Source organism: Paenibacillus sp. FSL K6-2862 (genome assembly GCF_038005125.1).
Lineage (GTDB): Bacteria > Bacillota > Bacilli > Paenibacillales > Paenibacillaceae > Paenibacillus > Paenibacillus illinoisensis_A.
Genome location: NZ_JBBOSN010000001.1, coordinates 4,632,350 through 4,658,410, shown reverse-complemented (window position 1 = coordinate 4,658,410; position 26,061 = coordinate 4,632,350). Strand labels below are relative to the sequence as shown.

The 26,061-nt window shown below is 47.5% G+C and carries 22 protein-coding genes; 18 read left to right on the top strand and 4 right to left on the bottom strand.

What is annotated here, in order from left to right; all coding sequences use genetic code 11:
• Positions 1-15 precede the first annotated feature (15 nt).
• The 3 genes from MHB82_RS21010 (at position 16) to MHB82_RS21000 (ending at position 1,993) form a co-directional block, all read left to right on the top strand.
• On the top strand, positions 16-1,131 hold the full coding sequence (locus MHB82_RS21010) for an aminopeptidase (protein ID WP_095359374.1): 1,116 nt from the start codon (positions 16-18) through the stop codon (positions 1,129-1,131).
• Positions 1,132-1,227: 96 nt separating this feature from the next.
• Positions 1,228-1,473 carry an HPr family phosphocarrier protein gene (locus MHB82_RS21005; protein ID WP_095290222.1) on the top strand — a complete coding sequence of 82 codons (246 nt, stop codon included), beginning with the start codon at positions 1,228-1,230 and terminating at the stop codon, positions 1,471-1,473.
• 226 nt (positions 1,474-1,699) lie between these two features.
• Positions 1,700-1,993, top strand: coding sequence for a YlaN family protein (locus MHB82_RS21000; protein WP_095290224.1), 294 nt, complete (start codon positions 1,700-1,702; stop codon positions 1,991-1,993).
• Between the two features lie 186 nt (positions 1,994-2,179).
• Here MHB82_RS21000 and cax read toward each other — a convergent pair whose 3' ends face one another.
• Positions 2,180-3,250, bottom strand: a complete 1,071-nt coding sequence (cax, locus tag MHB82_RS20995) for a calcium/proton exchanger (RefSeq protein ID WP_341175747.1) — start codon at positions 3,248-3,250, stop codon at positions 2,180-2,182.
• Positions 3,251-3,431: 181 nt separating this feature from the next.
• On the opposite strand from cax, the gene MHB82_RS20990 reads away from it, so the two are divergent.
• The gene (locus MHB82_RS20990) at positions 3,432-3,794 is read left to right on the top strand and encodes an Asp23/Gls24 family envelope stress response protein (RefSeq protein WP_095290227.1); all 363 of its coding nucleotides are present in this window, start codon (positions 3,432-3,434) and stop codon (positions 3,792-3,794) included.
• A gap of 125 nt (positions 3,795-3,919) precedes the next feature.
• Here the strand turns inward: MHB82_RS20990 and ftsW are convergent, their stop codons facing one another.
• Both ftsW and MHB82_RS20980 read right to left on the bottom strand, forming a co-directional pair.
• On the bottom strand, positions 3,920-5,215 hold the full coding sequence (gene ftsW / locus MHB82_RS20985; RefSeq protein ID WP_110759251.1) for a putative lipid II flippase FtsW: 1,296 nt from the start codon (positions 5,213-5,215) through the stop codon (positions 3,920-3,922).
• Positions 5,216-5,228: 13 nt separating this feature from the next.
• A complete protein-coding gene (locus MHB82_RS20980; protein WP_095359371.1) occupies positions 5,229-5,576 on the bottom strand; it encodes a YugN family protein in 348 nt (115 codons plus the stop codon).
• A gap of 209 nt (positions 5,577-5,785) precedes the next feature.
• Here MHB82_RS20980 and MHB82_RS20975 point away from each other — a divergent pair, with 209 nt between their 5' ends.
• The 8 genes from MHB82_RS20975 (at position 5,786) to MHB82_RS20940 (ending at position 15,720) form a co-directional block, all read left to right on the top strand.
• Positions 5,786-6,958: a M20 metallopeptidase family protein gene (locus MHB82_RS20975; RefSeq protein ID WP_341175746.1), complete on the top strand. Its 1,173-nt coding sequence runs from the start codon at positions 5,786-5,788 to the stop codon at positions 6,956-6,958.
• A gap of 179 nt (positions 6,959-7,137) precedes the next feature.
• Entirely contained in the window at positions 7,138-8,829 is a 1,692-nt protein-coding gene (locus tag MHB82_RS20970) for a DNA repair helicase XPB (protein WP_341176676.1), read from the top strand.
• A 48-nt stretch (positions 8,830-8,877) separates the two neighbouring features.
• Entirely contained in the window at positions 8,878-10,683 is a 1,806-nt protein-coding gene (locus MHB82_RS20965; protein ID WP_341175745.1) for a helicase-associated domain-containing protein, read from the top strand.
• Between the two features lie 126 nt (positions 10,684-10,809).
• Entirely contained in the window at positions 10,810-11,250 is a 441-nt protein-coding gene (locus tag MHB82_RS20960) for a YlbF family regulator (protein WP_095290237.1), read from the top strand.
• Positions 11,251-11,336: 86 nt separating this feature from the next.
• Positions 11,337-11,600, top strand: a complete 264-nt coding sequence (locus MHB82_RS20955; protein ID WP_095290540.1) for a YlbG family protein — start codon at positions 11,337-11,339, stop codon at positions 11,598-11,600.
• Positions 11,601-12,150: 550 nt separating this feature from the next.
• Positions 12,151-13,140, top strand: coding sequence for an ABC transporter permease (locus MHB82_RS20950; RefSeq protein WP_445671237.1), 990 nt, complete (start codon positions 12,151-12,153; stop codon positions 13,138-13,140).
• A 13-nt stretch (positions 13,141-13,153) separates the two neighbouring features.
• The gene (locus MHB82_RS20945) at positions 13,154-14,062 is read left to right on the top strand and encodes a carbohydrate ABC transporter permease (protein ID WP_341175743.1); all 909 of its coding nucleotides are present in this window, start codon (positions 13,154-13,156) and stop codon (positions 14,060-14,062) included.
• A gap of 38 nt (positions 14,063-14,100) precedes the next feature.
• Complete coding sequence (locus MHB82_RS20940; RefSeq protein ID WP_341175742.1) at positions 14,101-15,720, top strand: extracellular solute-binding protein; 1,620 nt, start codon at positions 14,101-14,103, stop codon at positions 15,718-15,720.
• 96 nt (positions 15,721-15,816) lie between these two features.
• On the opposite strand, the gene MHB82_RS20935 is transcribed toward MHB82_RS20940, so the two are convergent.
• Positions 15,817-18,105, bottom strand: coding sequence for a helix-turn-helix domain-containing protein (locus MHB82_RS20935; RefSeq protein WP_341176675.1), 2,289 nt, complete (start codon positions 18,103-18,105; stop codon positions 15,817-15,819).
• Positions 18,106-18,254: 149 nt separating this feature from the next.
• On the opposite strand from MHB82_RS20935, the gene MHB82_RS20930 reads away from it, so the two are divergent.
• The 6 genes from MHB82_RS20930 to MHB82_RS20905 all read left to right on the top strand — a co-directional run bounded on the left by MHB82_RS20930 (position 18,255) and on the right by MHB82_RS20905 (position 26,036).
• Positions 18,255-19,541: an alpha-L-fucosidase gene (locus MHB82_RS20930; RefSeq protein WP_341175741.1), complete on the top strand. Its 1,287-nt coding sequence runs from the start codon at positions 18,255-18,257 to the stop codon at positions 19,539-19,541.
• A gap of 14 nt (positions 19,542-19,555) precedes the next feature.
• A complete protein-coding gene (locus MHB82_RS20925) occupies positions 19,556-20,593 on the top strand; it encodes a carbohydrate-binding family 9-like protein (RefSeq protein WP_341175740.1) in 1,038 nt (345 codons plus the stop codon).
• Positions 20,590-23,244, top strand: a complete 2,655-nt coding sequence (locus MHB82_RS20920) for a transglutaminase domain-containing protein (RefSeq protein WP_341175739.1) — start codon at positions 20,590-20,592, stop codon at positions 23,242-23,244. The genes MHB82_RS20925 and MHB82_RS20920 overlap by 4 nt, the downstream gene beginning before the upstream one ends.
• The gene (locus MHB82_RS20915) at positions 23,241-24,287 is read left to right on the top strand and encodes a glycoside hydrolase family 18 protein (protein WP_341175738.1); all 1,047 of its coding nucleotides are present in this window, start codon (positions 23,241-23,243) and stop codon (positions 24,285-24,287) included. Before MHB82_RS20920 ends, MHB82_RS20915 begins: the two co-directional genes overlap by 4 nt.
• A 246-nt stretch (positions 24,288-24,533) precedes the next feature.
• On the top strand, positions 24,534-24,971 hold the full coding sequence (locus MHB82_RS20910) for a hypothetical protein (protein ID WP_095290252.1): 438 nt from the start codon (positions 24,534-24,536) through the stop codon (positions 24,969-24,971).
• A gap of 135 nt (positions 24,972-25,106) precedes the next feature.
• Entirely contained in the window at positions 25,107-26,036 is a 930-nt protein-coding gene (locus MHB82_RS20905; protein ID WP_341175737.1) for a selenium metabolism-associated LysR family transcriptional regulator, read from the top strand.
• Positions 26,037-26,061 lie beyond the last annotated feature (25 nt).

The following is a 26,061-nucleotide window of genomic DNA, read 5'->3' as shown; positions in this document are numbered from 1 at the left end:
AGGAGGATTTACGAGATGAAGGACCCACGAATTCAGAAACTTGCAGCTAACCTGGTTGGCTACTCTGTAGATGTACAGCCTGGCGAGAATGTGCTGGTTGAGATGATTGGATCGGAACGTGATCTGATCAACGCTATTATTGAAGAAGTAGGTAAAAAAGGCGGCAATGTTTTTGTACAGCTGACCGACAAGACGGTTCAACGTGCGATGTTGAAAAATGCTACAGAAGAGATGATGAAAACCTGGGCAGAGATTGACCTGAACCGCATGAAACAAATGGATTGCTACATTGGTATCCGTGCAGGCGAAAATGTGAACGACCTGTCCGACGTGCCGGAAGAAAAAATGAAAATGTATAACTCCCTGTATTCCCATCCGGTACATAGCGAGCAGCGGGTTAAACATACGAAATGGGTTGTACTTCGTTACCCGAATGCCAGCATGGCGCAGCTTGCGAATACCAGCACAGAAGCATTCGAAGATTTCTATTTCGATGTGTGCAACCTGGATTATGCCAAAATGGACAAAGCGCAGGATTCCCTGGCTAACCTGATGAATCGTACGGACAAAGTTCGTATTACAGGACCAGGAACAGATCTAAGCTTCTCCATCAAAGATATCGGTGCAGTGAAATGCTCTGGTCAAAAAAATATTCCTGATGGCGAAGTATACAGTGCGCCAGTGCGTGATTCTGTAAACGGAACAATCAGTTATAATGCAGCGACCCTGTACAACGGGGTAACGTTTGAAAACATCAAGTTCACCTTCAAGGATGGCAAGATTGTTGAAGCGACAAGCAACGATACAGAACGCCTGAATGAGATTCTGAATTCCGATGACGGTGCACGTCATATTGGTGAATTTGCAATTGGCTTCAATCCGCATATTCTGCATCCAATGAAGGATATTCTGTTTGATGAGAAAATTGCAGGCAGTCTGCACTTTACTCCTGGGCAGGCATACGAAGAAACGGACAACGGAAATCGTTCCTCCATTCACTGGGATCTTGTGCTGATTCAGCGCCCAGACTACGGCGGCGGCGAAATTTACTTTGACGATGTGCTGATTCGCAAAGACGGCATCTTTGTGATTCCAGAGCTGGAATGCCTGAATCCAGACCAATTGAAGTAACCGCGGGATTTTGCTGTTGCTAGGAAAGCGGATTCACGGTATCATGTAGTGGTAATTAATAGATGATACCAAATGTGAAAAGACGGAGGGATTCCTATGTCGAGTAATAACGCGGCTGTAGTGGAAATTGCTCAAACAGCAGGCAAGTTTACTTCTTCAATCGTGCTTCATTCGGAGAACAAGTATATTGATGTGAAAAGTATTCTCGGTTTGTTTACCACGCTGATCAGCACACACAGCTATGAACTTCACGTTCATGGACCAGATGCAGACGAAGCAAAAGCAGCCATGTCAGAAGTATTTGCTAAACATGGCCTGAATGTAAGCATCGCATCCGAGTAATCATTCCAGGAAGCATCTCCGCCTGTCTTGGCGGGGGTGCTTTTTCGTATACACAAATGAACAGGTTCTTCTTTGAGTCCGTTGCTGAGGAGTTAAAATACGTGCTGTCCAAGCCTTCGTTTTGAGTGGTTATTTTGGTCAGGTTCTTGTATTAGCTCCTGATTTCGTCTAATATTAGAGGTAGAACGTCTTTACGCGATTTTTGGGACATAGGGGGGAAAAATGCATGACTTCATCTGATCTGCAGGACCAGCTGAACATGAAAGCGATCAGTCTTCTTCAAGAAGATGCAGATAAAATACAGAAGCTTATTGAAGTACAGATGGAGAATCTGGCTACCCGCTACTGCCCTCTCTATGAGGAAGTATTGGATACACAGATGTATGGGTTCTCCAAGGAAGTCGATTTTGCTGTTCGGGCTGGGCTTCTTCCTGAAGGTGCTGGTAAGCAGCTGGTAAGCGCGCTTGAGCGGAATCTGGCAATTCTATATGAAGCTTTGAACAAAAAGAATGAGCAATAGCCTGCTATTGTGCGGGTCAGAATAGAAGGCATGCAGGCATTTTGCATGCTTTTTTTGTGTGTGTTTTAACGTGCGACAACGATAGAGGGCTCTGTAAGCCGAACATCAATAAAACAGTCCGGAAACGAGTTTCCGGACTGTTTTTGTTATCCGCTAATTATGTCAGCATCTAATAAGCTTATGAGGTTACACCAGGAAGAAGGATACCCCCAGTATGATGTACACAACCAGCAGGAGCAATCCCTCATACCAGTTCGTTGAACCATCCTGGGTAATCGACTTCGCGATAAATACGGCTACCCCAATGGCAAGAAGCTCAATCGTTGTGAAGACGATATCCATGGTTGTGCCCGTAAAGTAACTCACAAAAATAAGCACAGGTGCAACAAAAAGTGCGATTTGCAAGCTGCTGCCGACCGCAATCTCTACAGCGGCACCGATCTTGTTTTTCATGGCGAGCATAATGGCTGCACTGTGTTCGGCCGCATTACCGATAATCGCAACCAAAAATGCACCAACGAACAGTTCACTAAGACCAAATTCTTCGGTAAATACCTCGAGAGTACCCACGAGCCATTCACTGACAAAGGCTACCATAACTGTGGCGATAACCAGGTATAGAATTGATTTTTTCTTGGACCAAGCCGGCGCATGTTCATGCGGCAATTCCTCGTCTTCATCGACAGTGACATCCGCGAGATAGTTCTTGTGCGTTACCATCGAGAATAAGAGCCAAGCGATGTAGGCAATGATCAACAGCCCTGCGACAATTAGGCTGAGCGTATCTGTGTCCTCTTGAGTAATGGAATGGGTGTTGAGAAAAACAGCCGGAATGAACAGGGCAATGATCGCCACGATCATCAGGGAGCCGTTTAGTCCCGCAAGAGAGACGTTGTAATTTTGAATTTTGAACTTGAGTCCTCCGGCAAAGATACTTAACCCCAGCACCAGCAGCAGGTTTCCGATAATGGAACCGGTCAGACTTGCTTTTACCATGTCGAATAAGCCCTCTTTGACGAGGAAAATGGCAATGATCAATTCGGCAGCGTTACCGAACGTAGCATTCAAGAATCCGCCAAGCCGCTGTCCGGCATAGTGAGCAACATTTTCGGTAGCTTTCCCTAAAAAACCGGCCACAAAAATAACCGAAATGGCTGAAATCACAAACTGCAGGATCGGATTCCAATGCAGATAGTGGGCAATGGCGCTGAATGCAAAGGTGACAATCAGCAAAATGGATGAAATCCGGTTTCTCACAACAAACACCTCGGTTAAAATTATTTTGTTTTAAAATGACAATGAAAGTCTTATGAGATTATTTTCATATTTCAATATAACCAAATGGTGGTAGGTTGTAAACGCATGTTTTCGAGTTTAATTTGCTTTTTGGGGTGGAAAGGATTTAAAATACGAGTAACGAAGTGAAGGAGGATGTGGCATGGCAGAACAACTTCAACTAGAAGGCGGTAACATCCGGATTGCCGATGACGTGGTGGCGAAAATTGCCGGAATGGCTGCGATGGAGACACCGGGGATTGCCGCAATGTCTGGAGGATTGTCAGAGGGCTGGGCCAAACGTCTCAGCGGTAAAAACGTACAGAAAGGCGTAGGCGTTGAGGTCGGCCAACTGGAAGCAGCCATTGACCTGCGCATCATCGTCCTGTACGAGACACCGATTCATGAAGTATCCCGTATGCTTCAGCAGAATGTGAGAGAAGCGGTAGAGACCATGACCGGATTGCGCGTTGTCGAAGTGAACGTGAAGGTAGAAGGCGTATCCTTCAAAGGCGACGACTTGTAAGGTACTAACCTCCAATTTAACTGGAGAGCAGATGATCGTAGATGATGTTCTCTGAGCTCCAGTTAACCCAAAAAAGACTTCACATCCCTAGGATGCGAAGTCTTTTTTTTTATTCCGGTACACCGTTAACGAATGCGCCGAATGGATTTGGAATCCCGTGAACGAAGAGCGGGAGATGTACGTGTTTGCGTTTGTACCGTTACGGATTTGGTTCTCTCTTCCTTAATGACGTCCTGGTTGTTCGTACGCGAAATACTGAGCAGAATACCCATGGCCACCATCATCACAAAGAGTGACGTACCTCCATAACTGATAAACGGAAGGGTAACCCCCGTCACCGGTATGGTCTGGGTCACACCTCCAATGTTAATGAACGCCTGAATGGCGATCAATCCCATGATTCCGATACCCACCAGCGTTCCGAACGGGTCAGGACAACGCAACGAGACAATAATGCCTCGCCAGATAAAGTACAGATAAACCAAAAGAAATAGCGTACTCCCCAGGAAACCAAGCTCTTCCCCAATTACGGAGAAAATGAAGTCATTATACGCGTTCGGCAGATAATGAAGCTTCATCGTACCTTGTCCAATACCTGAACCGGTCATGCCGCCATCACCGATGGCCACAAGGGAGCGGAAAAGGTTGAGACTTCCACCACTAGTGTCCGATAACGGATCAAGGAATGCCTGAATACGCCCGATCTTGTAATTCTGTTCGGCAGAGGCTGCAGTAGTACTGTCAACAGCGTCTGAAGGAGACATGGAGGAGAAGAGGGCATTCGCGCCGAGTGCGAGTGCCCCTCCCAGTACAACTAGCAGGATCGAACCCATAATATGCTTCATGCTTGCTCCGCCTGCATAGATGACGAGGCCACAGGTGGAAACCAGAATGAAGCAGGTACCGAAGTCCGGCTGCAGCATGATCAATCCTGCAATGAATCCGACAATCACTAAGACCGGAATATAACCTGTCTTGAGGTCCCTGAAGCGTTCGCCTTTTTTGGTGATGAGTGCAGAAAGGTATAGTATTATGGCAATCTTGGCGAACTCCGCAGGCTGAAGACTAAAGCCAAAGATGCGGATCCAGCTTCGTGCACCGTTCAACATTGCGCCTGTAACAAGTACGAGCACCAGCAATACCGTGGTGAATAGGAAAAAAGGTGCATAAAGCTTCTTGTATTTATTAAAACGAATGTTCATGGCAAAGAACATACCAACTAAACCGATAACCGCCCACATAAGTTGTTTTTTCGTGAAGTATAGGGGATCATTGTTAAAGCTACTGTTTGCAATTGCAATACTGGAACTGGAGCTGAATACCATCAGCAGTCCAAAGCCCACTAACAATAAAGTGAGGATTAGCAGTTGGAAATCTGGCGTGCCTCTCTTCGTTTTCGTTTGGGCCGATTGTTGTTTCATGATTTGGCCCAGCCTATGCTTCCAGCAGTTCTTTGAGCTGCTGCAATTTTTGGGCTGCCAGCTTCACGACTGGCTGCGGAACGGTAGAGTCATAATCGAGACCGTGCGGAAAGGTTGCTTTGCCAAGGTAAACAGCCTCGACAGAGAGCACGGTATCAGGTTTTTCAAGTTTGCCATCCACTACACGGGTGTTAATACGTACAAAGTATTCTGAGTTGGTGTTGTCATCTTCAATTTTGTAGTCATATGTAGCACGGTAATACTCCCATTGCCACCGGACAAATCCGACTTTCTCGGCGCTCTCATCCAGGTATGCCAAGTCGCTTTTCAAGCCATCCAAGCCTGTATTCTCAAAAATCATAAGCGTCTGATCCTCCTCATAGCTTCCGAGTATAATTCTCGTGCATTTCTCTAGTTCATGATAGTATGTTTCCCCTTCCCGTGCAAGCTTTCCCAAGGCGTTTCGTATCGGTTTTCTTCCAATTCTGCTACAATATACAGCAATAGGTTTGAAGAGGATGGTTCGGACTTGATGAAAGTTCCGTTCAAGATCGAAAGGATGGGGAGAAAATGACAAATAATATATGGTGGGACGATCTGCAAATCCATATGGTGGAATGGCGGCGTCATCTTCATCGCAATCCCGAGGTTTCCTTTCATGAGGAAAAGACATCTTCTTTTGTAGCGGATATGCTGGAGAGCTTTGGCGTTGAAGTGAAACGTCATGTAGGTGGTCATGGTGTAATTGGTACGATTCGGGGGGACAAGCCCGGTCCTGTCGTCATGCTTCGGGCTGATATGGATGCACTGCCAATCCAGGATGAGAAGGATGTAGAGTATGCTTCACAGAAGGCAGGAGCAATGCATGCCTGCGGTCATGACGGTCATGTTTCCATTTTACTTGGAACGGCATTGTATTTCAGCAAGCAAAAGGCTGATATCCAAGGAGAGATTCGCTTTTTGTTCCAGCCTGCGGAAGAACTGCTTCCTGGCGGGGCTGTGAAAGTCATTGCGGATGGTGCGCTTGAAGGTGTGGATGTGATCTATGGCATCCATTTGTGGACGCCTCTTCCGGTAGGAGTGGCAGCCAGCAAGGAAGGACCACTGATGGCAGCTGCTGACGACTTTTACATTGAGATCAAAGGAAAGGGCGGCCATGGTGGTATGCCGCAGTCGACCGTGGACAGTCTGGTTGCAGGTTCTGCACTTGTCATGCAGCTGCAGACGGTGGTCAGCCGTTCCGTGGATCCGCTGCGACCTGCGGTGCTGACGATTGGTACAATGCAGGCGGGATCTGCCCAGAATGTCATTGCCGAGTCCTGCAAAATGAGTGGAACCGTCCGAACGTTTGATGAAGAAACGAGAGCCGAAATGAAGGAACGTGTACATCGCATCGTTTCCCAGACAGGCGGTGTATACGGGGCACAGACGGAAGTGAACTACATCATGGGTTATCCGCCTGTAGTCAATGACAAACAAGAAACGGACCGCTTCTTCCGCAAAGCCGTTCAGGTGTTCGGAGATGAACAAGTGCACACGTCTCCGATGCTGATGCCAGCAGAAGATTTCGCTTATTATTTGCAGCAGGTTCCAGGCTGCTTCATGTTTGTCGGGGCAGGGAATCCGGACAAAGGTGCCATTTATCCGCATCATCATCCTAAGTTTGATTTTGATGAAGATGCCATGCAGCATGCGGTTAAGCTCTTTATTGCCATGGCTACCGATTATATGGGTGGCAAATAGAATGTTTTGGGTATAGTTGGGCATCCTACTCATAGAAGTAGGGTGCTCTTTTTTATGCAAATTTACCGGGTAGGTATTGGCTGTAAAGGTTCATTTCTGGGTGTGCCGGAACTGAACTTTTTGTCATGAACATCTATTTTGGAGCACAACGTCATCGGTACCGGATCGGAGGAGTAGACATGGAGAAGACGGATGCCTGTATTGTTCAACGGGATTTTACGATTTTACTGGAAGTGGGTCATCCGGGATTCGAGCAGGCACGGACACGACTAAGCGTATTTGCCGAACTTGTAAAGACGCCGGAGGGATTCCATACCTATCGCATGACATCATTATCCCTGTGGAATGCTGCAGCACTCGGTTGGAGTGCGGAACAAGTCGTTAGCAGTCTCGAGTCCGTTTCTCGCTGGAATGTACCCGCGGCACTTGTGCAGGATATTCGGAGAATCGTAGAACAATACGGGAAATTGAAGCTGCATTGGGAGCAGGATCACCAGCACCTGCGTCTGGTTGGAGACAGTGAACAACTGCTTGATGAATTGAGCGGGCTCAAAACCATTGCGGCCTTTCGAATGGAGCGTGTTGCCCGGGATGAGCTTGTCGTTCGCGGAGAACAGCGGGGCTTACTCAAGCAAGAGTTGACACGTCTGGGCTACCCTGTACTTGATTATGCAGGATATCGCCCCGGAACACGTCTTTCGTTTGGTTGGAAGAATGATAAGAATATACATCATGAAACCGATGTGGATCAGAAAGCCTTTGAACTGCGTTCTTATCAGAAAGAAGCTGTAGACGCATTTGAGGGAAGTGAGGGCATGGGAGGGAGCGGGCTGCTCGTGCTGCCTTGTGGAGCTGGAAAAACAGTCATTGGCATGGCTGTGCTTGAACGTCTTCAATGTGAATGCCTCATCCTGACTTCCAATACGACCTCTGTGCGGCAGTGGATTCAGGAATTACAGGATAAAACTACCCTTACTTCGGATCAAATCGGGGAGTACTCCGGTCAGAAAAAACAGGTTCGGCCTGTCACGGTGGCAACGTATCAGATTCTTACACATCGAAAATCCAAAGATTCCGATTTTACTCACATCAAATTGCTGAGTGAGCGGGAATGGGGACTCATCATTTATGATGAGGTGCATTTGTTACCTGCTCCTGTCTTTCGGGCAACTGCAGATATTCAAGCTACGCGAAGACTGGGATTGACGGCAACCTTGGTGAGGGAAGATGGATGTGAACAGGATGTATTCTCCCTAATTGGTCCTAAACTCTATGATATGCCATGGAAAGACCTCGAGCGGCAAGGGTGGATTGCCAATGTGCAGTGTCAGGAGATACGGGTTCCTTTTTCAACGGATCTGAAAACGACCTATCTGGAGGCAGAAGGAAAACATCAGTTTCGTCTTGCGGCGGAAAATCCCGCTAAGCTACAAGTGATCAGACGATTGCTACGTCAACATGATGGTTTGCCTGCACTTGTGATCGGTCAGTATCTGGACCAGCTCGAAACCATTGCCCGGGAAATTGACGCTCCGCTGATCTCGGGTACGATGTCACAACACGAAAGGGTAAAGTGGTTCGAATCCTTTCGTCGGGGCGAAATTAAAACCATTGTAGTTTCCAAGGTGGCAAATTTTGCTGTTGATCTTCCTGACGCTGCTGTTGCGCTTGAGATATCGGGAAGTTATGGTTCCAGGCAGGAAGAGGCTCAGCGACTGGGCAGGATATTGAGGCCTAAGCCTGGTGACAATAGAGCATATTTCTATGCGCTGGTATCAGAGGATAGTAAGGAACAGGAGTTTGCATTGCGCCGTCAGATGTTTTTGGTCGAGCAGGGATATGAATACTCCATAATACATGAACATACTTAAGTCACCATTAAGTGTTAGCGTGGGAAAAGGAAAGGCGGGAGCATAGTAATGCATGGACATGAAGCAGTGGATATCGATGAAATAATGAAACTGTCAGCCACAGAACATTCGGTACTTGGTGCTCTTTTTCACAAACATGCGTGTCAACCCTTTTCCGTGATGATGACCACCGCTGAGTCTGCGGAAGAAGGATTGAGCGGGGCGGAAGCCAGGTTAGGTTTTATGCGCCTGAGACAAAAAGGGTGGATTGAAGCGGTTCGCAAAACTTGGGGAGAGAACCTATACTACATTCCGCTGCGTTATATTCCTGCATTAACCGTAGCCTACGCAAATAGAGTCGGTAAACATTCATTTTTAATACATGAACAGGATCAGAAGGAATCTGGAACCCAGATGGTTAGTGGTGGTCAAATTCACGTTATTCGTGAAGCAAGGGCTGATATCGCTGCCGAAATCATTCATATATTGGCCTGGATCGCAAGAGAAGGCCTCACATTGACGAATAAAGGTACGATACACAAGAGAATGCTGCAGCGGTTGAGCGCTTTGACTCATTTATGTCCTGATGATTTTGCTGCATTGAATCTAGACTACGAACATCCGGATATTTACCCCGTTCATGTTGCCATTATGCTGGACATGCTGTATGCTCTGGGGCTTCTCCATAAGGATCAAGAGAAAATAAGGGTACATGACGAGACTCTGGGTCACTGGTTAGAGCAGCCGTGGTCGTGCATGCATCGCGAGATATTCAAGGTGTGCATGGAACGATATGGTGTAAACAGTCCTGCAGAACAACATTTTCGCTATCGCCTGGTCTTGCTCGGTAAAGGACAGGAGACCTGGTTCAATATTTCGGATCTGATTCCGTATTTCAAAGGCAGCGGCAGTAATACCGGGCTTCCTGAATATGTTCAGAGCTGGCTAAACGCACTGGCTGGGTGGGGGTACGGAGAGAGTGGTGTAAATGCTTCGGGTGATTTGTTTTTTCGCTGGTTGGTTGAGCCTGAGGAATTGTTGTCCTTCAAAGTACAGCAGGAACTGGACAGCGCTAAGAATGTTTTCTTTGTGCAGCCTGACTTCGAAATTATGGTCCCGGCAGAGGTAGTCCCGCAGGTCCGCTGGAAAATAGAAAATTGCGCCGAACTGCTGAGCTGTGATCGCATGAGCATCTACCGTGTGACCAAAGAACAAATTGTCAATGCCTCTCATCGGGGGTTTACGTCTGACAAGGTGGTGGAATTTCTGCGCCGTTATGCTGCCACGGGAGTCCCCGAGCATGTGTATCACGCGATACAACAGTGGGGGAATGAGTGGGAGCGATTAAAGGCACAGCGTGGAGGAAATGCAGAGAAAATACAAAGTATACAGCCGACCGATTTCCTATGCAGTAAGGGGTCAAGGGAGGATAAGAGTACTGAGATTTACAAGCATGAGCCAAGGGTTGGGCTTAGCGGTCTACGAGAAAGCTTTTATGTGCATGGCAGGGAGGGCTTGATTCAAAAGGAACCGGATAAGGCATCTTCGTATACACACGGACAGCCGATAGCAGAGCAGTCGGATGATTTACCCGAATTCGGCTCCATTCCCGACATATGGCATAACGATTGGCGGCGATATCATATATCCACGACACGTCAGATTACGGCAAAAGCGATAGAATGGCAGACCAAGCTGGGACTGAGGAAGGAACAGTCCGAGGTATACATTATCCCGGATCAAATTCAAGGCCAAGACGATTGGACACTAACAGGCTGGATTGTACCTGGGGCAGACGAGAGGGCAATAGAACGGTGCACAATTTCTCCCATGGATTGGGACAAGATCAGATTAATCGTTCCGGAGCTGATCTGAAGCAGGAAGAGCTTATGTTCCCCTATTTTCTATTTGCAGGAAAAACTCTTCTTAACTACCGGGGGATATGCTATGATAAAGTAGTCTACCTTACGTAGAACTTTATATATAGATAGGATGAATTTCATGAGCGTAGCGGAATTGAACACGGTCGATATGGCCCAAGTGTTGACGGGCGCATATGAACTGGGCGACATGATTAACCAATCTGCCGAAGTATCGGATTATTTATATTGGAAGCAGCAAGTTGAGAGCAATCCGGAGGTTCAAGCGGGAATACGCAAGCTGGAAGCCAAAAAGGAACTGTTTGAAGAAACACAGCGTTTTGGACACTTCCACCCGGATTATCATGCTGCAAAAGACCAGGTGAAGGCTCTGGAACAGGAGCTGGAACAAATTGAGGCAGTAGCTCGCTTTAAGCAGGCAGAGAGAGCACTCGATGAAATGCTTCACCAGATGTCTGAAACCATTGCTTATGCAGTCTCTACCACAATTAAGGTTCCGAGCAATGACCCGAACCCCAAAGGTGGCGGCTGTGGAAGTGGCGGCAAGTGCAGCTGTGGTTAACGAATTCCGAATGAATTAAAATCCTTATAGACCGGACCTTCTCCTCGAAGCGTCCGGTCTCCATTATAAGAAGGGCGGGGAGAATGATGTTTGCGGAAAGGACAGGATTTATTATTTGGGTTAGTGATCTAAAAGCAGCCCGCAATCTCGAAAAGTATGGTACCGTTCATTACATTTCCCGCCGTATGCATTATGTCGTCATGTATGTTAATGCAGAGCGAGCTGAAGATACAATGAAGAATGTGAAGCGGCTGTCCTACGTGCGCAAGATCGAAAGGTCTTACCGTAACGAAATCAAGACAGAGTATGCCAGCAAAACGATGGATAAAACAAGCTTTTACGGAATTTAAAATATATAGTCTTCAACGTTAGTGATTTGATGGAACTGGACATAAGCGCGGAATAATAAAACATATTGATCAAAGGTCGCCTTCATGGCGACTTTTTCTTTTGGGGATCATGCTTCCATCCAGGGCTGCAAGAACGTGGTACATATGAACAGTAGGTAAATACCGACCATGAAAAAATAATAGAAACACTAGTTGAAGGTACGTGTATGTTATTTGAGTGTTAATTAATATAACATATAAAGATTGAATTCAGCGAAAAAAAGTAAACGTGATGTAAAATAAATTGTGTACACACGAAATTTTCAATTGGTAATTTTCCACTTTTGCAATTGTAATCGCTTTCTTTTGGTCGAAAACAACACACTTTTGAATTGTTAAAATGGAGGAGAAATGTTAAAAAACCTTGTTATATCAATGTTTATGGAGTCTGACAAAATGACATATTTACGAAAAAACACGTGATCCCCTATTGTTAAATTACAGCTGCGCGAACAAAACTAACATGCATCATGAATGTTCTAACGTTTTTCCTGCAGCGTATGACCCGAACATGAGAAGCGACAGAAGGAGGCGATCCTGTGTGCAGGAAGTAAAAACGGCCAATCGGCAGCAGACATTATACAAGCCGAACATCAGTAGAAAGCGATGGCAAAAGGTCTGGAGAAACTGGCAACTGTATTTGTTTATTGCACCCGCATTTCTGTATTTTCTCATCTTTCACTACGGACCCATGTATGGCATCCAGATTGCGTTCAAAAATTACAATCCGGTACGCGGAGTATTTGGGAGTCCTTGGGTAGGTTTTGATCATTTTATAAGGTTCTTTGAATCCTATTATTTCTGGGATTTGATGTGGAACACACTGGCGATCAGTTTGTATGAGCTGGCTGTCGGGTTTCCGATTCCGATCATTCTGGCTCTGGCGTTTAATGAACTGAAGCATAAACGTTTCAAAAAGCTGGTCCAAACCGTTACGTATGCGCCTCATTTTATCTCGGTTGTCGTAATGGTCGGGATGGTGATTGCTTTCCTCTCTCCATCAACGGGAATCCTGATCCGTTTCGTGGAATGGATGGGTATAGATGCACCCTCATTCCTGACAAGCCCTGCATGGTTTAAGACGGTATACGTACTCTCCGGCGTATGGCAAAGTGCGGGCTGGGGAACGATCATTTACCTTGCTGCGTTGTCTGGAGTGGATCCTGGCATGCATGAAGCAGCAATTATAGACGGGGCAAACCGACTGCAGCGTATCCGGCACATTAACATTCCCGTGTTGGTACCAACCATGACCATCCTGCTCATTCTGAACATGGGGAGCCTGCTGGGGGTCGGGTTTGAGAAGATCCTCCTGATGCAGAACCCGCTGAACATGGAATCTTCCGATGTCATATCCACTTTCGTATACCGTTCAGGTCTGGAAAATGCCCAGTACAGCTTCTCTACTGCTGTCGGCTTGTTTAACTCTGTCATTAATGCGTTTTTGCTCGTTACCGTCAATCAAATCGTACGCAAGACGAGCGAAAACAGTCTGTGGTAAAGGAGGAGGCTGAATGTTAACCGGTATTCAGGAAACGAGACAAGACAAAATTTTTCTAACCTTGAATTATATCTACGTTACGATTGCTTTCCTTCTTGTAGCGTACCCGCTGGTATATATGATTAGCGCCTCCATCAGCAATCCGAAGGAAGTTGCTTCAGGTGCAATGTGGCTATTTCCGAAAGATATCACGTTTGAAGGCTATGAGCGTGTGCTTCAGGATCAACGAATCTGGTCAGGCTACGCAAATACAATTCTGTATACGGTTGTCGGTACTGCCGTGAACCTGGCGGTCACCATTCCTGCAGCCTATGCGCTCAGCAGAAGAGACCTGGTCGGCAGGGGGTTCTTTATGGGCATCTTTATGTTCACGATGTTCTTCGGCGGAGGGCTGGTACCAAGTTATCTGCTGATTAAGGAGCTCGGCATGATCAACAGCATGTGGGCACTGATTTTGCCTTCCGCAGCTTCGGTATGGAATATCATCGTCTCCCGCACCTTCTTCCAGGGAACGATCCCGAGTGAGCTTCAGGAGGCTGCACAGATTGACGGCTGTTCTAATTTTAAGCTGTTTTTCAAAATCGTACTGCCATTATCCATGCCGATCATAGCCGTTATGGCGCTCTTCTACGGTGTAGGTCACTGGAACAGTTATTTCTCAGCAATGATTTATTTGAATGATTCGGCCCAATATCCGCTTCAGCTCGTGTTAAGACAGATTCTTGTCCTGCAGGAAATGTCAGCTCAAGGCTCCGGCATGATGGACGGCTCATCGGCCTCGGCACTGAATAACAAAGCCGAAGTGGCGGCACTCGTCCGTTATGCAGTCATTATTGTATCGACACTTCCGGTCATTATCATCTATCCGTTTTTGCAGCGGTACTTCGTTCAGGGTGTCATGATTGGTTCCGTCAAGGGCTGATCTATACCAAATAAATCATCAAAAAGGGAGTTGTTGTCATGAAGAGAGCTCACAAGAAATCAACGGTTCTGTTAAGTCTGATCCTTGCTGCAAGCATGCTTGCGGCATGCGGAGCATCTCCTGATGGCGGTTCAACCGCTGAACCGGGTACACCGGAAGAGACAGGGGTGAAACAAGAGGGCTTTCCTATTGTGGAGGAACCGATCACATTGACCATGATGTCCCAGGATGTAGGCGTGGCTGATTGGAATACCATGCCTGTTATTCAGGAAGCAGAGAAGCTTACCAACATCAAGTTTGAATTTCAGCTTACTCCGATTGACAGCTTTGCAACCAAGAAAAACCTTGTCTTTGCAAGTGGTGATTTGCCTGACGTACTGTACGGAGCCGATCTTACACCGGCAGAGCAGGTGACCTATGGCACCCAAGGCTCACTTATCCCGCTTGAACCTTATATTGATGGGGGATATGCTCCGAACATTAAAAAATTGTTCGATGAGAATCCGGATATTCGCAAATCGTTCACAACGCCCGAAGGACACATTTATGCCCTGCCATTCATCGACAGTGCCGCCGTCTGGTATCGCAGCCCCATGTGGTATAACGGCAGTATGCTGGAAGCGCTTGGTGTAAAAGAACTGCCAAAAACGACAGAGGAATTGTACGCGCTGCTGAAGCGAGTGAAGACGGAAGATCCGAATGGCAACGGCAAGGCCGATGAAATTCCGCTCACCTCCGTGAAGCTGGATGATCTGCGCATGTATTTTCTGGGCTTCTGGGGCATATATGACCCTGTCGTTTACGTAGATAAGCAAGATAAGGTGTTTTACAGCCCGATGCAGGAAGGATACAAGGGATATTTGGAATTTATGAATCGTTTGTGGAAGGAAGATCTGCTGGATCACGAAACCTTCTCGCAAACCCCTGAGCAGAAAAAAGCCAAAGGAGAAAATAATCAAATTGCCCTTTTTAATGACTACTTCTCCTACTTTACATTAGGTGGTGATCCGGACGCGGCAATGAAAAATCCGCTCATGACACCCGTGGCAAGCGATATTGCAGGAACGCCTGTTTACGGTATGCATCCAGGACTCTCTGCTAACGGAACATTTGCCATCACAAGTGTAAATGAGCATCCTGAAGCCACCATGCGCTGGATCGATTACTTGTATTCCATCGAGGGACAAACGCTCTTCAATCAAGGTCCTGAAGGCACGCTGTGGAAATACACCAACAAAGATACGTATGAAAAGGAATGGCTGCCTGTTCCGGGAGGCGGTGATCGGGAAGAGTACAGAGGCACCATTACGCCTAACTTCGGCATGCTGACTCCGGGGCATAACTCACCGGAGCTGACGAATGGTCTGACGACCGAATTTGACGAGTGGATTGCGAAAGAGAACGAAGAGAAGCTGATACCGATCGGTAAAGCGCCGTTTCCGAATGCGTATCTGACAAACGAACAGCAGGATGAAGCCTCCGCATTGTTATCTGATCTTAATACGTACGTGAAGCAGATGGAAGCGAAGTTTGTAACCGGGGAAGAGCCATTGTCCAACTGGGACGGCTATGTTGAACAGATGAAGAAAATGGGTGGAGACCGAATTCAGGAAATCTATCAGGAAGTGTATGATACGTGGAATGCCGCAGGCGAGTAATCGGATGTGAATCCCCGTTTGCAGCACCATGAAATAATAGAAAAAAAGCCAACATCGACGGCAATCCTGATTGTTCGTCTGTTGGCTTTCCTGTTATTAGCTGGCCGATTCAGTTCCTGCATCACTACCCGTAGTGCGATGAAGCTTGCGATATTGTCCTGGTGTAAGCCCGGTCTCTTTCTTGAATTTACGGATGAAATTCGGTGTATCCAGATATCCGACTTCCTGAATGAGGTCTTTCAGAGGGGTATCCGTTGTTTTCAGCTGATGAAAGACTCTGTCGAGTCGTTTTTGCCAAATGTACTGAAGGAAATTGATTCCGGTCTTCTCTTTGAAGGAGCGGCTCACATGGGAAGGTGAAACTTCAAATTCATACGCAAGCGTATCCAGGCTAAGATTGTGATCTGTAAAATGGGCATCGATATATTCAATAATGCGGTCTATCAATGTCTGCTCTTCCTGCTGCGTATCCTTTTTCACCTCGTTGCATAACTGGGAGGCAAGCAAGAGCAGAACGGATTCAAGCTCTTCCAGCGAGCTGCTAAATACCATGTTGGGAGCAATCTGCTGCAGCATTTGATGTTCTCCAAGTTCCGAAGCTGTCTTAAGGATCGTGTTCAGCAGATCGAAGCTGATGCAGCGCACAAGCAGTGCAGGCAGCATGGAAGACTGCAAACTGGTCACGGATGAGCGAATCATCTGAGTAGCGATATCGATATTTCCCTGTTTCAGACTTTGAACCAGCTTCAGCTGCATATGGTTTGGAATCCAGTAGGAATGGCTCGGTGTTTTGGACATTTCTTCAAATAAAGCGGATGATCCATACTCTCCTGGTACGAGCAAATCAAAAGCAGAACAGGCTTCAACGTAAGATTGGGTCAGTTCATGAAGCTGCGAATAAGCACTTCCGGCACCAATCAACGGGGTTATGGACAATTTTTCCAAAAGCAAGCCTCTTACTTGTTCCATGATCTGTTTTATACGTGTTACCAGTTCGATTCCTTCAGCGGAATCAAAACTCATGATTAAACCGAAACGGTCCAGCTGAGGCAGCTCAACGCCATAACCGGTTGCCTGCAGATCAGGCAATTCAATCTGTGCAAGACTGCTTGCAATACGGCGGCGGAGTTCCATATCGGCATGCTTGGAATCATTCCAGCCAATGACCATGACAAACAAATAATCCTTGTTCAGTTTCAGGTCGAACAGCTGCACCAGTTCAGAAGACAATGGATCAGGATTTCCAGACTTAATTAAGGTCGACAAGTACTGGTTCCGAGCATACGGTTCCTGTAAATCAATGCGGGAGCTGTAATTCTGCAAGGCAGAACGAATCCGTTCCAGTTCATTGGCATTTCCATTTCGAGACCCTCCATCAGGTTTCTTTTCCGGGAAACGGGAAGCGGCAAATTCGACCAGGGTTGAGATGGGCTGATATTGCATTTTGGCGAGAACGAGAGCAATTGCGACTCCGACCAGCAGCACAATACCTATGATCATCATCATGAAACTGCGGACATCCAGTACACTGCTGAAGAACTGGGAGCTTGGCATTACAGTCATGTAGGTCCAACCGTTGGTGTCCGATTGCACAGATACGATGGAATGATCTTTGCCGTCCAGCGTCCGCTCCTGGATTCCTGGAGTAATGGTTTTAAACAAGGCAGCCAATGCATCTGTGCTTAGGGTATCTCCCTGATGGTTGGCCGTTAGTACCTGACCCTCTGCATCGAGGACATAGGTCAGGCCTTGATAGTTTCCGAGTATGGAATCAATCAGATTGGTAATCTGAGACTCCTTGATAAAAACCATGACCGTGGCGTGGGGGTTCAGACTGTTTGGAGTAATGGGAATAAGGTAAGCAAGCTTGCGGTCCTGTACTCCACCAGTTTTGGTTACCACATCGGCAGGTCTTACGGTAGGATGCTTCGTTTCGTTGAGATCGTTATACAGGGATTGTTTGTCCCATCTCTCGAAGCTGAGATTGTCGGCAAACACCTCAAAATCGGTCAGACCTTTGCTGGAATAAATACGAGTATCATCGTGGAAATAAAGATAGATTTCATCAATCATGGAACTGGTGGCTTTGTACTGATCCAAGGCACGAATGGCTTCTGGGCTGGTCTGGGTATTGGTGACCCGATAGGAAGAGAGCCGATTATCGTAAGAAATGCGGGAAGCAATCTCGCTCAGCTCTTTCATTCGGCTGTCAATGGTTACGTTGGTTTGTGATAACTGGGCCAGACGCGAGCTTTCAATCTCAGTACGGAGGGTTTTAACTGCGTTTTCATAGAGAAATACGGTCATGAATACGAGAGGAATTAGCAGAATGAACAGGTAGGACCAAATGTATTTCAGGAACAGTTTGGATTTGAAATAGTCCATTCGCAAGTGAAATGCTGCCTCCTTTCCATATGGAGAAATGCCATTTCTTTTCTTATAAATGATATCAATAAAAAAACAGTTTGGACATAGCTTTTTCGCACGTGTGCACACGGTTTCCAAATATCGCAGAGAAAAAGGTGTAGATGATGATGCAGAAATGGTTTGAGGATGCAAAGCTGGGGATTTTTATTCATTATGGAATCTATGCCGTGGACGGTGTTGCGGAGTCGTGGTCTTTTTACAATGGACGCATGACTTATGACGACTACATGAAGCAAATGGAGGGATTTACGGCCTCCAGATTTGATGCCGCGGCGTGGGCGGACCTAATCGAGAAATCGGGTGCCAAGTATGCTGTGCTGACAACCAAGCATCATGACGGAGTTGCTCTGTGGGATACACAGTACAGTGACTTGAACACGGTAAAGAAAACACGGGCTGCACGTGACATTGTCAAAGAATATGCCGATGCGATCACGGCGAAGGGGCTTCGGCTTGGACTCTACTACTCGTTAATCGACTGGTCCCACCCCGATTACCCGAGTGTATATGAAGGCGGGAGGGTACCGGATGACCCCGGTTCTAGCAATCCGTTCTCCTATCCCTTGGATGGGATTCAGGATGAAACCAAATGGCAGAAGTTTTTGGAGTTTAACAACCATCAATTGAAAGAATTACTCACCGGATTTGGCAAGGTTGACCTGCTGTGGTTTGACGGGGATTGGGAACGAAGCGAGAAGCAGTGGAACCTGCCAGAATTCAAGCAGTATCTGAAATCAATGCAGCCAGATCTCATCATCAATTCACGCCTGCAGGGACATGGGGATTACAAAACGCCCGAACAAGGGCTGCCGGTTACGAGACCAGATGGGCCGTGGGAGTTTTGTACAACGATCAATTCCTCTTGGGGGTACGTCCCTACGGATCAGCATTACAAATCACTGTCTCAGATCGTTCGCATGTTCTGCGACTGCATCTCCATGGGTGGCAACATGCTGCTCGATATTGGTCCGCGAGAGGACGGAACAATTGATGAGAGGCAGGAAGCGATCCTGCTTGGACTGGGCGATTGGATTAGAGCGCATGCAGAAGCCGTATACGGGACAAGAGACGGAATAATGAGCAGATATTATGGAGATGGAAGCACGCTCTCGGCAGATGGAAAGACACTCTATCTCTTTGTACATGGCGATCCGAAGGAAAGCATTTGTGTGAAGGGGCTGTGCAACGAGATCAGGAACGTATCCGTGCTGCATTCAGGCAAAGAACTGACATATGACATTCACGGCGGGGTTCCGTGGTTTCAAATTCCGGGTACAACCTGGATTCACCTGACGGGTGAAGACACCCATGAACTGACAACGGTAGTGAAGCTGGAGTTCGATGAAAAGGTAGACATGTATGGTGGCTCCGGGGCAGTCGTTACTCATAACTGAATGGAGGGATCAACATGATGCTAAGTGGCGTACCTATACCACATATCGATACGTATCAGCCGAAGCACTACATTTGCCAACGTGCAGCAGGTGAATTGGAGCTTGACGGAAGGCTGGATAAGCCTTTTTGGGATCAGGCGGAATGGACGGACAAGTTCGTCGATATTGAAGGGGATCTTCGTCCTGCTCCGGCCAAGGATACAAGGGTGAAAATGCTATGGGATGATGAATATTTTTATTTTGGTGCCGAGCTTTGGGAAGATCAGATCTGGGCAACGCTGACGGAACGGGATTCTGTCATTTTTTATGATAATGATTTTGAAATTTTTATTGATCCTGACGGGGACAGCCACGGGTATTACGAATTCGAGATCAATGCGCTAAATACGGTATGGGACCTGCTCCTCATCAAGCCATACCGGGACGGAGGGCCACCGCTGGACAGATGGGATATGAAAGGATTGAAGACAGCCGTGTATATTGACGGCGAGCTGAATCGTCCGGAAGCGATTAACCGGAAATGGTCTGTTGAGGTTGCGATCCCGTGGACAAGCCTTAAAGAATGCGCCAAGGAAAAGCGGGCACCCCTGCCGGGTGAATTTTGGAGAGTCAATTTCTCACGGGTAGAGTGGCAGACTGAAGTGATCGATGGAAATTACCGCAAAGTAATGGATCCCGGAACCGGTAAGCCATATCCTGAGGACAACTGGGTCTGGTCGCCGATGGGACTGGTGAACATGCATTATCCCGAACTGTGGGGTTATGTTGTGTTTGCGGGTGAGCATACTCAAGACGATTTTGTGCTTCCACAGGATGAACGGATCAAATGGGAGCTAAGAAAGCTATATTATCTGCAGCGTAATTACAGAGAAAAGAATGGGACGTTTACGCAAGATCTGTCATTGCTCGGCTGGACTTCTGATGTGGCTGTTTATCCCGAGGTCTACGCTGCTCCAAGCCTATTTCAGATTTCAGCCGCGACTGCAGATAGGGGCGGAAGGTGGATCATTCGCGAAGACGGGAACCTGTGGGAAGAGAGGGATACCAAATGAGTGTACAAACGTCGGCGTTTTCGCTTACCCCTGAAGAAATGAAATCTATTGAAGATAAACTCCGTATCAAAAAGAAGCTTCTCCAGGCACAGGCTGACGAGATATTTTCGGTATTTAGGGAGCCGCTGTCCGTAGAAGAAGAGTGGGCGCTCAAGTTTGTGTATGCATACAGTCCGCTTCAGGATCTGGCAGATGTTCCGGGCGCACTGTTTCTTAGCCACGTAAGATCAACTCTGCGGATGAGGCGGGAGGTTCCGTGGGGGCAACGGGTACCGGATGATTTGTTCCTTCACTTTGTGCTTCCATGCAGGGTGAATACGGAGAATATCGAGGATTGCCGAGCGATCTTCTATGCTGAACTGGCCGATCGCATCATGTCGCTCACGATGTCAGAAGCGATTCTGGAAGCCAACTACTGGTGCCATGAAAAGGCAGTCTATACCGGCAGCGACCTTAGGACGGTTTCGCCGCTCACCATGATTCGGAGTGCAAGGGGGCGCTGCGGGGAAGAATCAACACTGGCAGTGACCGCACTGCGAAGTATCGGGATCCCTGCTCGTCAGGTATACACTCCTCGCTGGGCGCATTGTGATGACAATCATGCCTGGGTGGAAGCATGGGCTGACGGAACCTGGCATTATATCGGCGCCTGTGAACCAGAAGCCAGGCTGAATCAGGGATGGTTTACGCCTCCTGCCCGTCGGTCGATGCTGATGAATACAAGAGTGCTTGGCGCCTATCATGGTCCAGAGGATGTGACGTTGGCAACCGAATGGTACACCGAGCTGAATCTTCTGGAGAATTACGCTCCAACGAAGGAGCTGACTGTAGCGGTCAAGGATCTGGCCGGAGTTGCAGTGGAGGGTGCTGCCGTGCGATTTGAGCTGTATAACATGGCCGAATTCTATCCGATTGCGGAGTTATTAACGAATGAAGACGGAGAAGTGGTCTTCAAAACGGGATATGGAGATCTGCTCGTCCGGGCGGTATATCAGGGACGGTGGCTAGAGCATAAGATCACGATTGACCAAACAGACCGTTTGGAACTAGTGCTGGATCTGCAAAATCAACCTGAGCAGGAGAGCGGAGTGATTGATTTCGATATGGTTCCTCCGCCTGAAACGGAGGGAGAGGAACTCCCGGCGTTGACAGGGGAAGCGGAGTCACTCCATAAGCAGCGTTTGTCTGAAGGGACGGATATCCGGACTGCATTTGAAGCGACCTTTGTAACCCATAAGGAGAGCATCGATCTATCCCGTGAGCTAAGCCTTCCGGAGGCGAGGGTATGGGACGTCATGCAGAAGGCGCGTGGAAATGGACATGAAATAGCCGCGTTTCTTAGGGAAAGCTCTCCTGAACACGGGCAATGGCCGTTATTGCTGCTGGAGTCGCTGAATAGTAAAGATTTGATTGATACGTTCCGTCGAGTCCTGCATGAGCATTTAGCTTATTCGCTTCCGCTGCGTGGTATGATCCCGGATACCTTGTTTATTCCTTATTTGTTATGTCCGCGCGTTGCCTTTGAAATGCTTGGGCCGTACAGGAAACAATTCCAAGCCGCGTTTGCTTCAGATGAGAGGGACGCAATAGTGAGAGAGCCTTCACTTCTTGCTGAGGCACTCAAGGAAAAGTTCATTCATTGGGAGGATCTGCCCAATCTGAAAGGAAAGGGTACAGCGGCAGGAACCTATCGGATCATGGCCGGGGACGAAGAATCGCTGGCTATCCTGTTTGTTGCCCTCTGTCGCAGCCTTGGCATTCCATCCCGTTTGCATCCAAGCGAACGCAAGCCGCAGTATTGGCAGAAAGGGTCCTGGATCTTCGCGGATCTTGTCAATAAAGAAAAGGGGAAGCAGCGAATGGGAAGTATTCGTCTTGTGCAAAACGAGTCAGGAGGAAACATGCCGGAGGCTTCCTACTATGAGAATATTTCCATTGCGCGTCTTGTTCAGGGGAAATACGTGACCTTGCATTTTCCTTATAAAGAGACAAAGCTGTTTGACGAGCCTCTGCCAGCAGAGGAGGGGGCTTATCGCATGACGACAGGCGTACGTTTGAAAAACGGCACGGTAAGAGCTCGATTCACTTATTTTGATTTAAAGGAAGGGGAAGAGTCTTGTGTTGCCGTAACCTTCCGCAGCGCCGATGAAGAAATTCCTGTCCTTGGAACGGTGGATAAGCACGCAGAACTGCGGTGGCAGGACGAGAACGTAACTACACTCGAGCATAGCGTAAGTGGAACGGCCGCAGGCATACTTCTTTCCTGGATTGAACCTGACCGGGAGCCGACCATGCACTTGCTGAAGGAACTTGCTGATCTGAAGCAAGAGCTGGTGGAACGAAATATATCGGTTGTTTTAATTACTGGCTCTGCTGGTACAGGGAAATCCTTGAAGACGGAGCAGCTTGAGATGCTGCCGTCACAAGCCCGGTTAGGCGAGGCAGCACCTGCCTCACTGCCCGAGGTGTTCCGTAGCTCTGGAGCGACAGAGTCAGGATACCCCCATCTGGTTGTTCTGGATGAGGCTTATCAGATTCGTTATGTCTCATCCGGATATCGGATTGGTGCCGTGAAGGAAGCCATTCAGGTAAGTGCGCAGCTGGCCGGACAGCGCAGTGAACCATTCCAACATGATGGAGGCAGCCTATGAACCCCAAATGGATTATTGGATACGTCGGACATCGTGATTTGAATCATGTACCGGAGGCAGAGCTGAGCCGAATGACGCATATCAATATCGCTTTTGCTCATATACAGGAAGGTATCATTCAGACCAGCCATCTGCAGCATATGGACCGGATTCCAATCATCAAGAAAGCTTTCCCGGATTTGAGATTGATTTTGTCTGTGGGAGGCTGGAGTGCAGGCGGATTCTCGGAGGCAGCTGCAACCGAGCAAGGAAGACAGAAGCTCGCAGAATCAGCTGTTCTGGCAGTAATTACCTATGGCCTGGACGGGATTGATCTGGATTGGGAATACCCGTGCTATGGGGAGGCGGGTATTGCTGCCTCTGCCGAGGACAGAGTTAACTTTACACTTCTGTTAAAAACGATGAGGACTGCTCTGACGAAGCAAGGTGAGCAAGATGATAGGTATTACATGCTTACCATTGCAGCAGGTGCTGACCAGTACTACATTGACGGCACGGAAATGGATCAGGTACAGCAGTATCTTGATTATGTGCAGCTGATGACATATGACATGCGTGGAGGCTTTCAGGTGCTGACTGGACACCATACCAACCTCTACACGGCGACAGGTGATTTATACCGAATTAGCACCGATGCGTCCGTACGCATGTTTCTAAAGGCGGGTGTACCCCGAAATAAAATCGTCATTGGTGCGGCATTTTACTCCCGAATGTGGAAGGGTGTGCCCGACCGTAACAACGGATTGCATCAGATGGCTGAGACGACCGGAGGCTACGGTCCGGAATATACGGAGTTAAGCGAGAAGTATATTGACCTTAACGGATATATCCGGTATTGGGATGATGAAGCAAAGGCACCTTATTTGTTTAATGGCAACACGCTCATCTCATACGACGATCCGGAATCAGTAACGGCCAAATGCCGATATATCCTGGAACAGGATCTCGCGGGATTGATGTTCTGGGAATACAAATGTGATACGTCACATGAACTGCTGAGAACGATGGATGACGAGCTCGGCGCAGGAAGACATGTGTTATAGGTGTGAGAAACTGAGTACCTTATGCGGAATCCGCCATATCGCGGGTTCCTTTTCTTTTAAAAAGAGATTAATATAGAGAGAAGGTTTATTGGTTATCATAGGTTTTTGCTTACTTTTATAAAGAATTAGGCACAAAACGGATTTTGTGAAAAAATCTGAACTTACGCCTTGAGCTTGCGGGACTTATGTTGTAATATATTTGGTAATAAATAGATAGAAAGTCCTATCTGGTGGAGAGTGATTCCCATGCGTGATAAGGTGATGCAACGTTGGAGCACCTACGAGCCGTTTTTCGTAGCTCTTGGAGACAAAAAAGTGGCTGACATCGTCATTACCCATCATGCCAAAATGCGGTATGCAGACCGTATTGAGCCCACGCGTAATGATGATGACCATATTGCGGCTTGGTTATGGGAGTGTCTGAAGCAGGACCGTATTACGCCATACTACCGTAATGAGCAGGACGTCTACCTCATCGACGAGGATGTGGTAGTGGTTGCGGAATTTTCCGAGCTTGAAGGTGAATATGACATCGCCGGCAATCCTCTTCACAAGATGATTGTAGTTACCTTTTTGGGGCGAATGTCAGAGACCATTGAGCTTCGTGACCTGAAATCATATTATTCCTGGTTGAGGCATTCCAGACGAATGACTCTGGTGAAGAACAGTCGGAAGCATAGGTAATTCAGAAGAAACATTTAAGATTTTTAGCCATGATATATTCAAGCTACATCGCATGCAGACAAGCTGCATGCTTTTTTTGTTGGAATTCAAGAAATCGGCTACAATGAGGTAAGTGTACAGAAGAGGGGCGAAGATATGAATTTTCATCAGTTGCATATTTTTTACACCGTGGCGGAAAAGGGTAGTTTTTCAGCAGCTGCGCAAGCCTTACATATGACTCAGCCTGCGGTGACGATGCAGATTCAATCACTGGAGGACTATTTTGGCACCAAGCTGCTGCACCGTTCAACCAAGAAGATAGAATTATCCGAAGCCGGACGAACCCTGCTGCCCCATGCCAAGCGGAGCGTGGAACTGGTCAGGCAGACCGATGAAGCCATGTCGGCCTTCACGCAGATGCTTCAGGGAAGATTACAGCTCGGTGCCAGTTTGACCATTGGCGAATATGTTTTACCGAGGATGCTTGGTCCCTTTGCAAGGCAATATCCCGATATCTCGATCGTAATGAAAGTGATGAATACAACGCAAATTATGGACGATATTTTGAAACACCAGTTGAACTTTGGCCTGATTGAAGCCCCAATCCATCATCCCGACATGATTGTGGAACCGGTAATGCAGGACGAATTGAAGCTGATTGTTCCGGCAGGTCACGCGCTCGCCGATCGCGGGGAAGTGGAGCTGGAAGAGGTTATGGCTTATCCGTTTGTACTGCGGGAGAAGGGCTCTGGTACAAGACAGGTCATGGAAGACCAACTGCAAAAGAAAAACATTGACCCGCAGGACATGAATGTTGTGATGGAGCTTGGAAGTACGGGTGCAGTAAAATCGGCGGTTGAAGCTGGAGTGGGTATTACCATGCTGTCTCCTTCATCCGTTCAGCATGAATTAGCACTTGGTCTCGTGCATATTGTTGATATCCGCGGACTTGCATTTAAACGACAATTCTATGCCATTCATTTGAAGTCATCCCTGCTCCCTCTATCCGCAGTAGCATTCTTGAACTACCTGAGACAGCAGGAGCACACTGGAGCGGAAGAAATGATGGATAAAGGAAGTAAGTAATCGTGAACACAACCATGTAGCAAGG

Excerpts from the sequence above, each read along its gene's own strand:
- MHB82_RS21010 (WP_095359374.1), top strand. The coding sequence starts at position 16 with ATGAAGGACCCACGAATTCAGAAACTTGCAGCTAACCTGGTTGGCTAC.
- MHB82_RS21005 (WP_095290222.1), top strand. The coding sequence starts at position 1,228 with ATGTCGAGTAATAACGCGGCTGTAGTGGAAATTGCTCAAACAGCAGGC.
- MHB82_RS21000 (WP_095290224.1), top strand. The coding sequence starts at position 1,700 with ATGACTTCATCTGATCTGCAGGACCAGCTGAACATGAAAGCGATCAGT.
- MHB82_RS20990 (WP_095290227.1), top strand. The coding sequence starts at position 3,432 with ATGGCAGAACAACTTCAACTAGAAGGCGGTAACATCCGGATTGCCGAT.
- ftsW (WP_110759251.1), bottom strand. The coding sequence starts at position 5,215 with ATGAAACAACAATCGGCCCAAACGAAAACGAAGAGAGGCACGCCAGAT.
- MHB82_RS20980 (WP_095359371.1), bottom strand. The coding sequence starts at position 5,576 with ATGATTTTTGAGAATACAGGCTTGGATGGCTTGAAAAGCGACTTGGCA.
- MHB82_RS20975 (WP_341175746.1), top strand. The coding sequence starts at position 5,786 with ATGACAAATAATATATGGTGGGACGATCTGCAAATCCATATGGTGGAA.
- MHB82_RS20970 (WP_341176676.1), top strand. The coding sequence starts at position 7,138 with ATGGAGAAGACGGATGCCTGTATTGTTCAACGGGATTTTACGATTTTA.
- MHB82_RS20965 (WP_341175745.1), top strand. The coding sequence starts at position 8,878 with ATGCATGGACATGAAGCAGTGGATATCGATGAAATAATGAAACTGTCA.
- MHB82_RS20960 (WP_095290237.1), top strand. The coding sequence starts at position 10,810 with ATGAGCGTAGCGGAATTGAACACGGTCGATATGGCCCAAGTGTTGACG.
- MHB82_RS20955 (WP_095290540.1), top strand. The coding sequence starts at position 11,337 with ATGTTTGCGGAAAGGACAGGATTTATTATTTGGGTTAGTGATCTAAAA.
- MHB82_RS20950 (WP_445671237.1), top strand. The coding sequence starts at position 12,151 with ATGAGAAGCGACAGAAGGAGGCGATCCTGTGTGCAGGAAGTAAAAACG.
- MHB82_RS20945 (WP_341175743.1), top strand. The coding sequence starts at position 13,154 with ATGTTAACCGGTATTCAGGAAACGAGACAAGACAAAATTTTTCTAACC.
- MHB82_RS20940 (WP_341175742.1), top strand. The coding sequence starts at position 14,101 with ATGAAGAGAGCTCACAAGAAATCAACGGTTCTGTTAAGTCTGATCCTT.
- MHB82_RS20935 (WP_341176675.1), bottom strand. The coding sequence starts at position 18,105 with ATGGACTATTTCAAATCCAAACTGTTCCTGAAATACATTTGGTCCTAC.
- MHB82_RS20930 (WP_341175741.1), top strand. The coding sequence starts at position 18,255 with ATGCAGAAATGGTTTGAGGATGCAAAGCTGGGGATTTTTATTCATTAT.
- MHB82_RS20925 (WP_341175740.1), top strand. The coding sequence starts at position 19,556 with ATGATGCTAAGTGGCGTACCTATACCACATATCGATACGTATCAGCCG.
- MHB82_RS20920 (WP_341175739.1), top strand. The coding sequence starts at position 20,590 with ATGAGTGTACAAACGTCGGCGTTTTCGCTTACCCCTGAAGAAATGAAA.
- MHB82_RS20915 (WP_341175738.1), top strand. The coding sequence starts at position 23,241 with ATGAACCCCAAATGGATTATTGGATACGTCGGACATCGTGATTTGAAT.
- MHB82_RS20910 (WP_095290252.1), top strand. The coding sequence starts at position 24,534 with ATGCGTGATAAGGTGATGCAACGTTGGAGCACCTACGAGCCGTTTTTC.
- MHB82_RS20905 (WP_341175737.1), top strand. The coding sequence starts at position 25,107 with ATGAATTTTCATCAGTTGCATATTTTTTACACCGTGGCGGAAAAGGGT.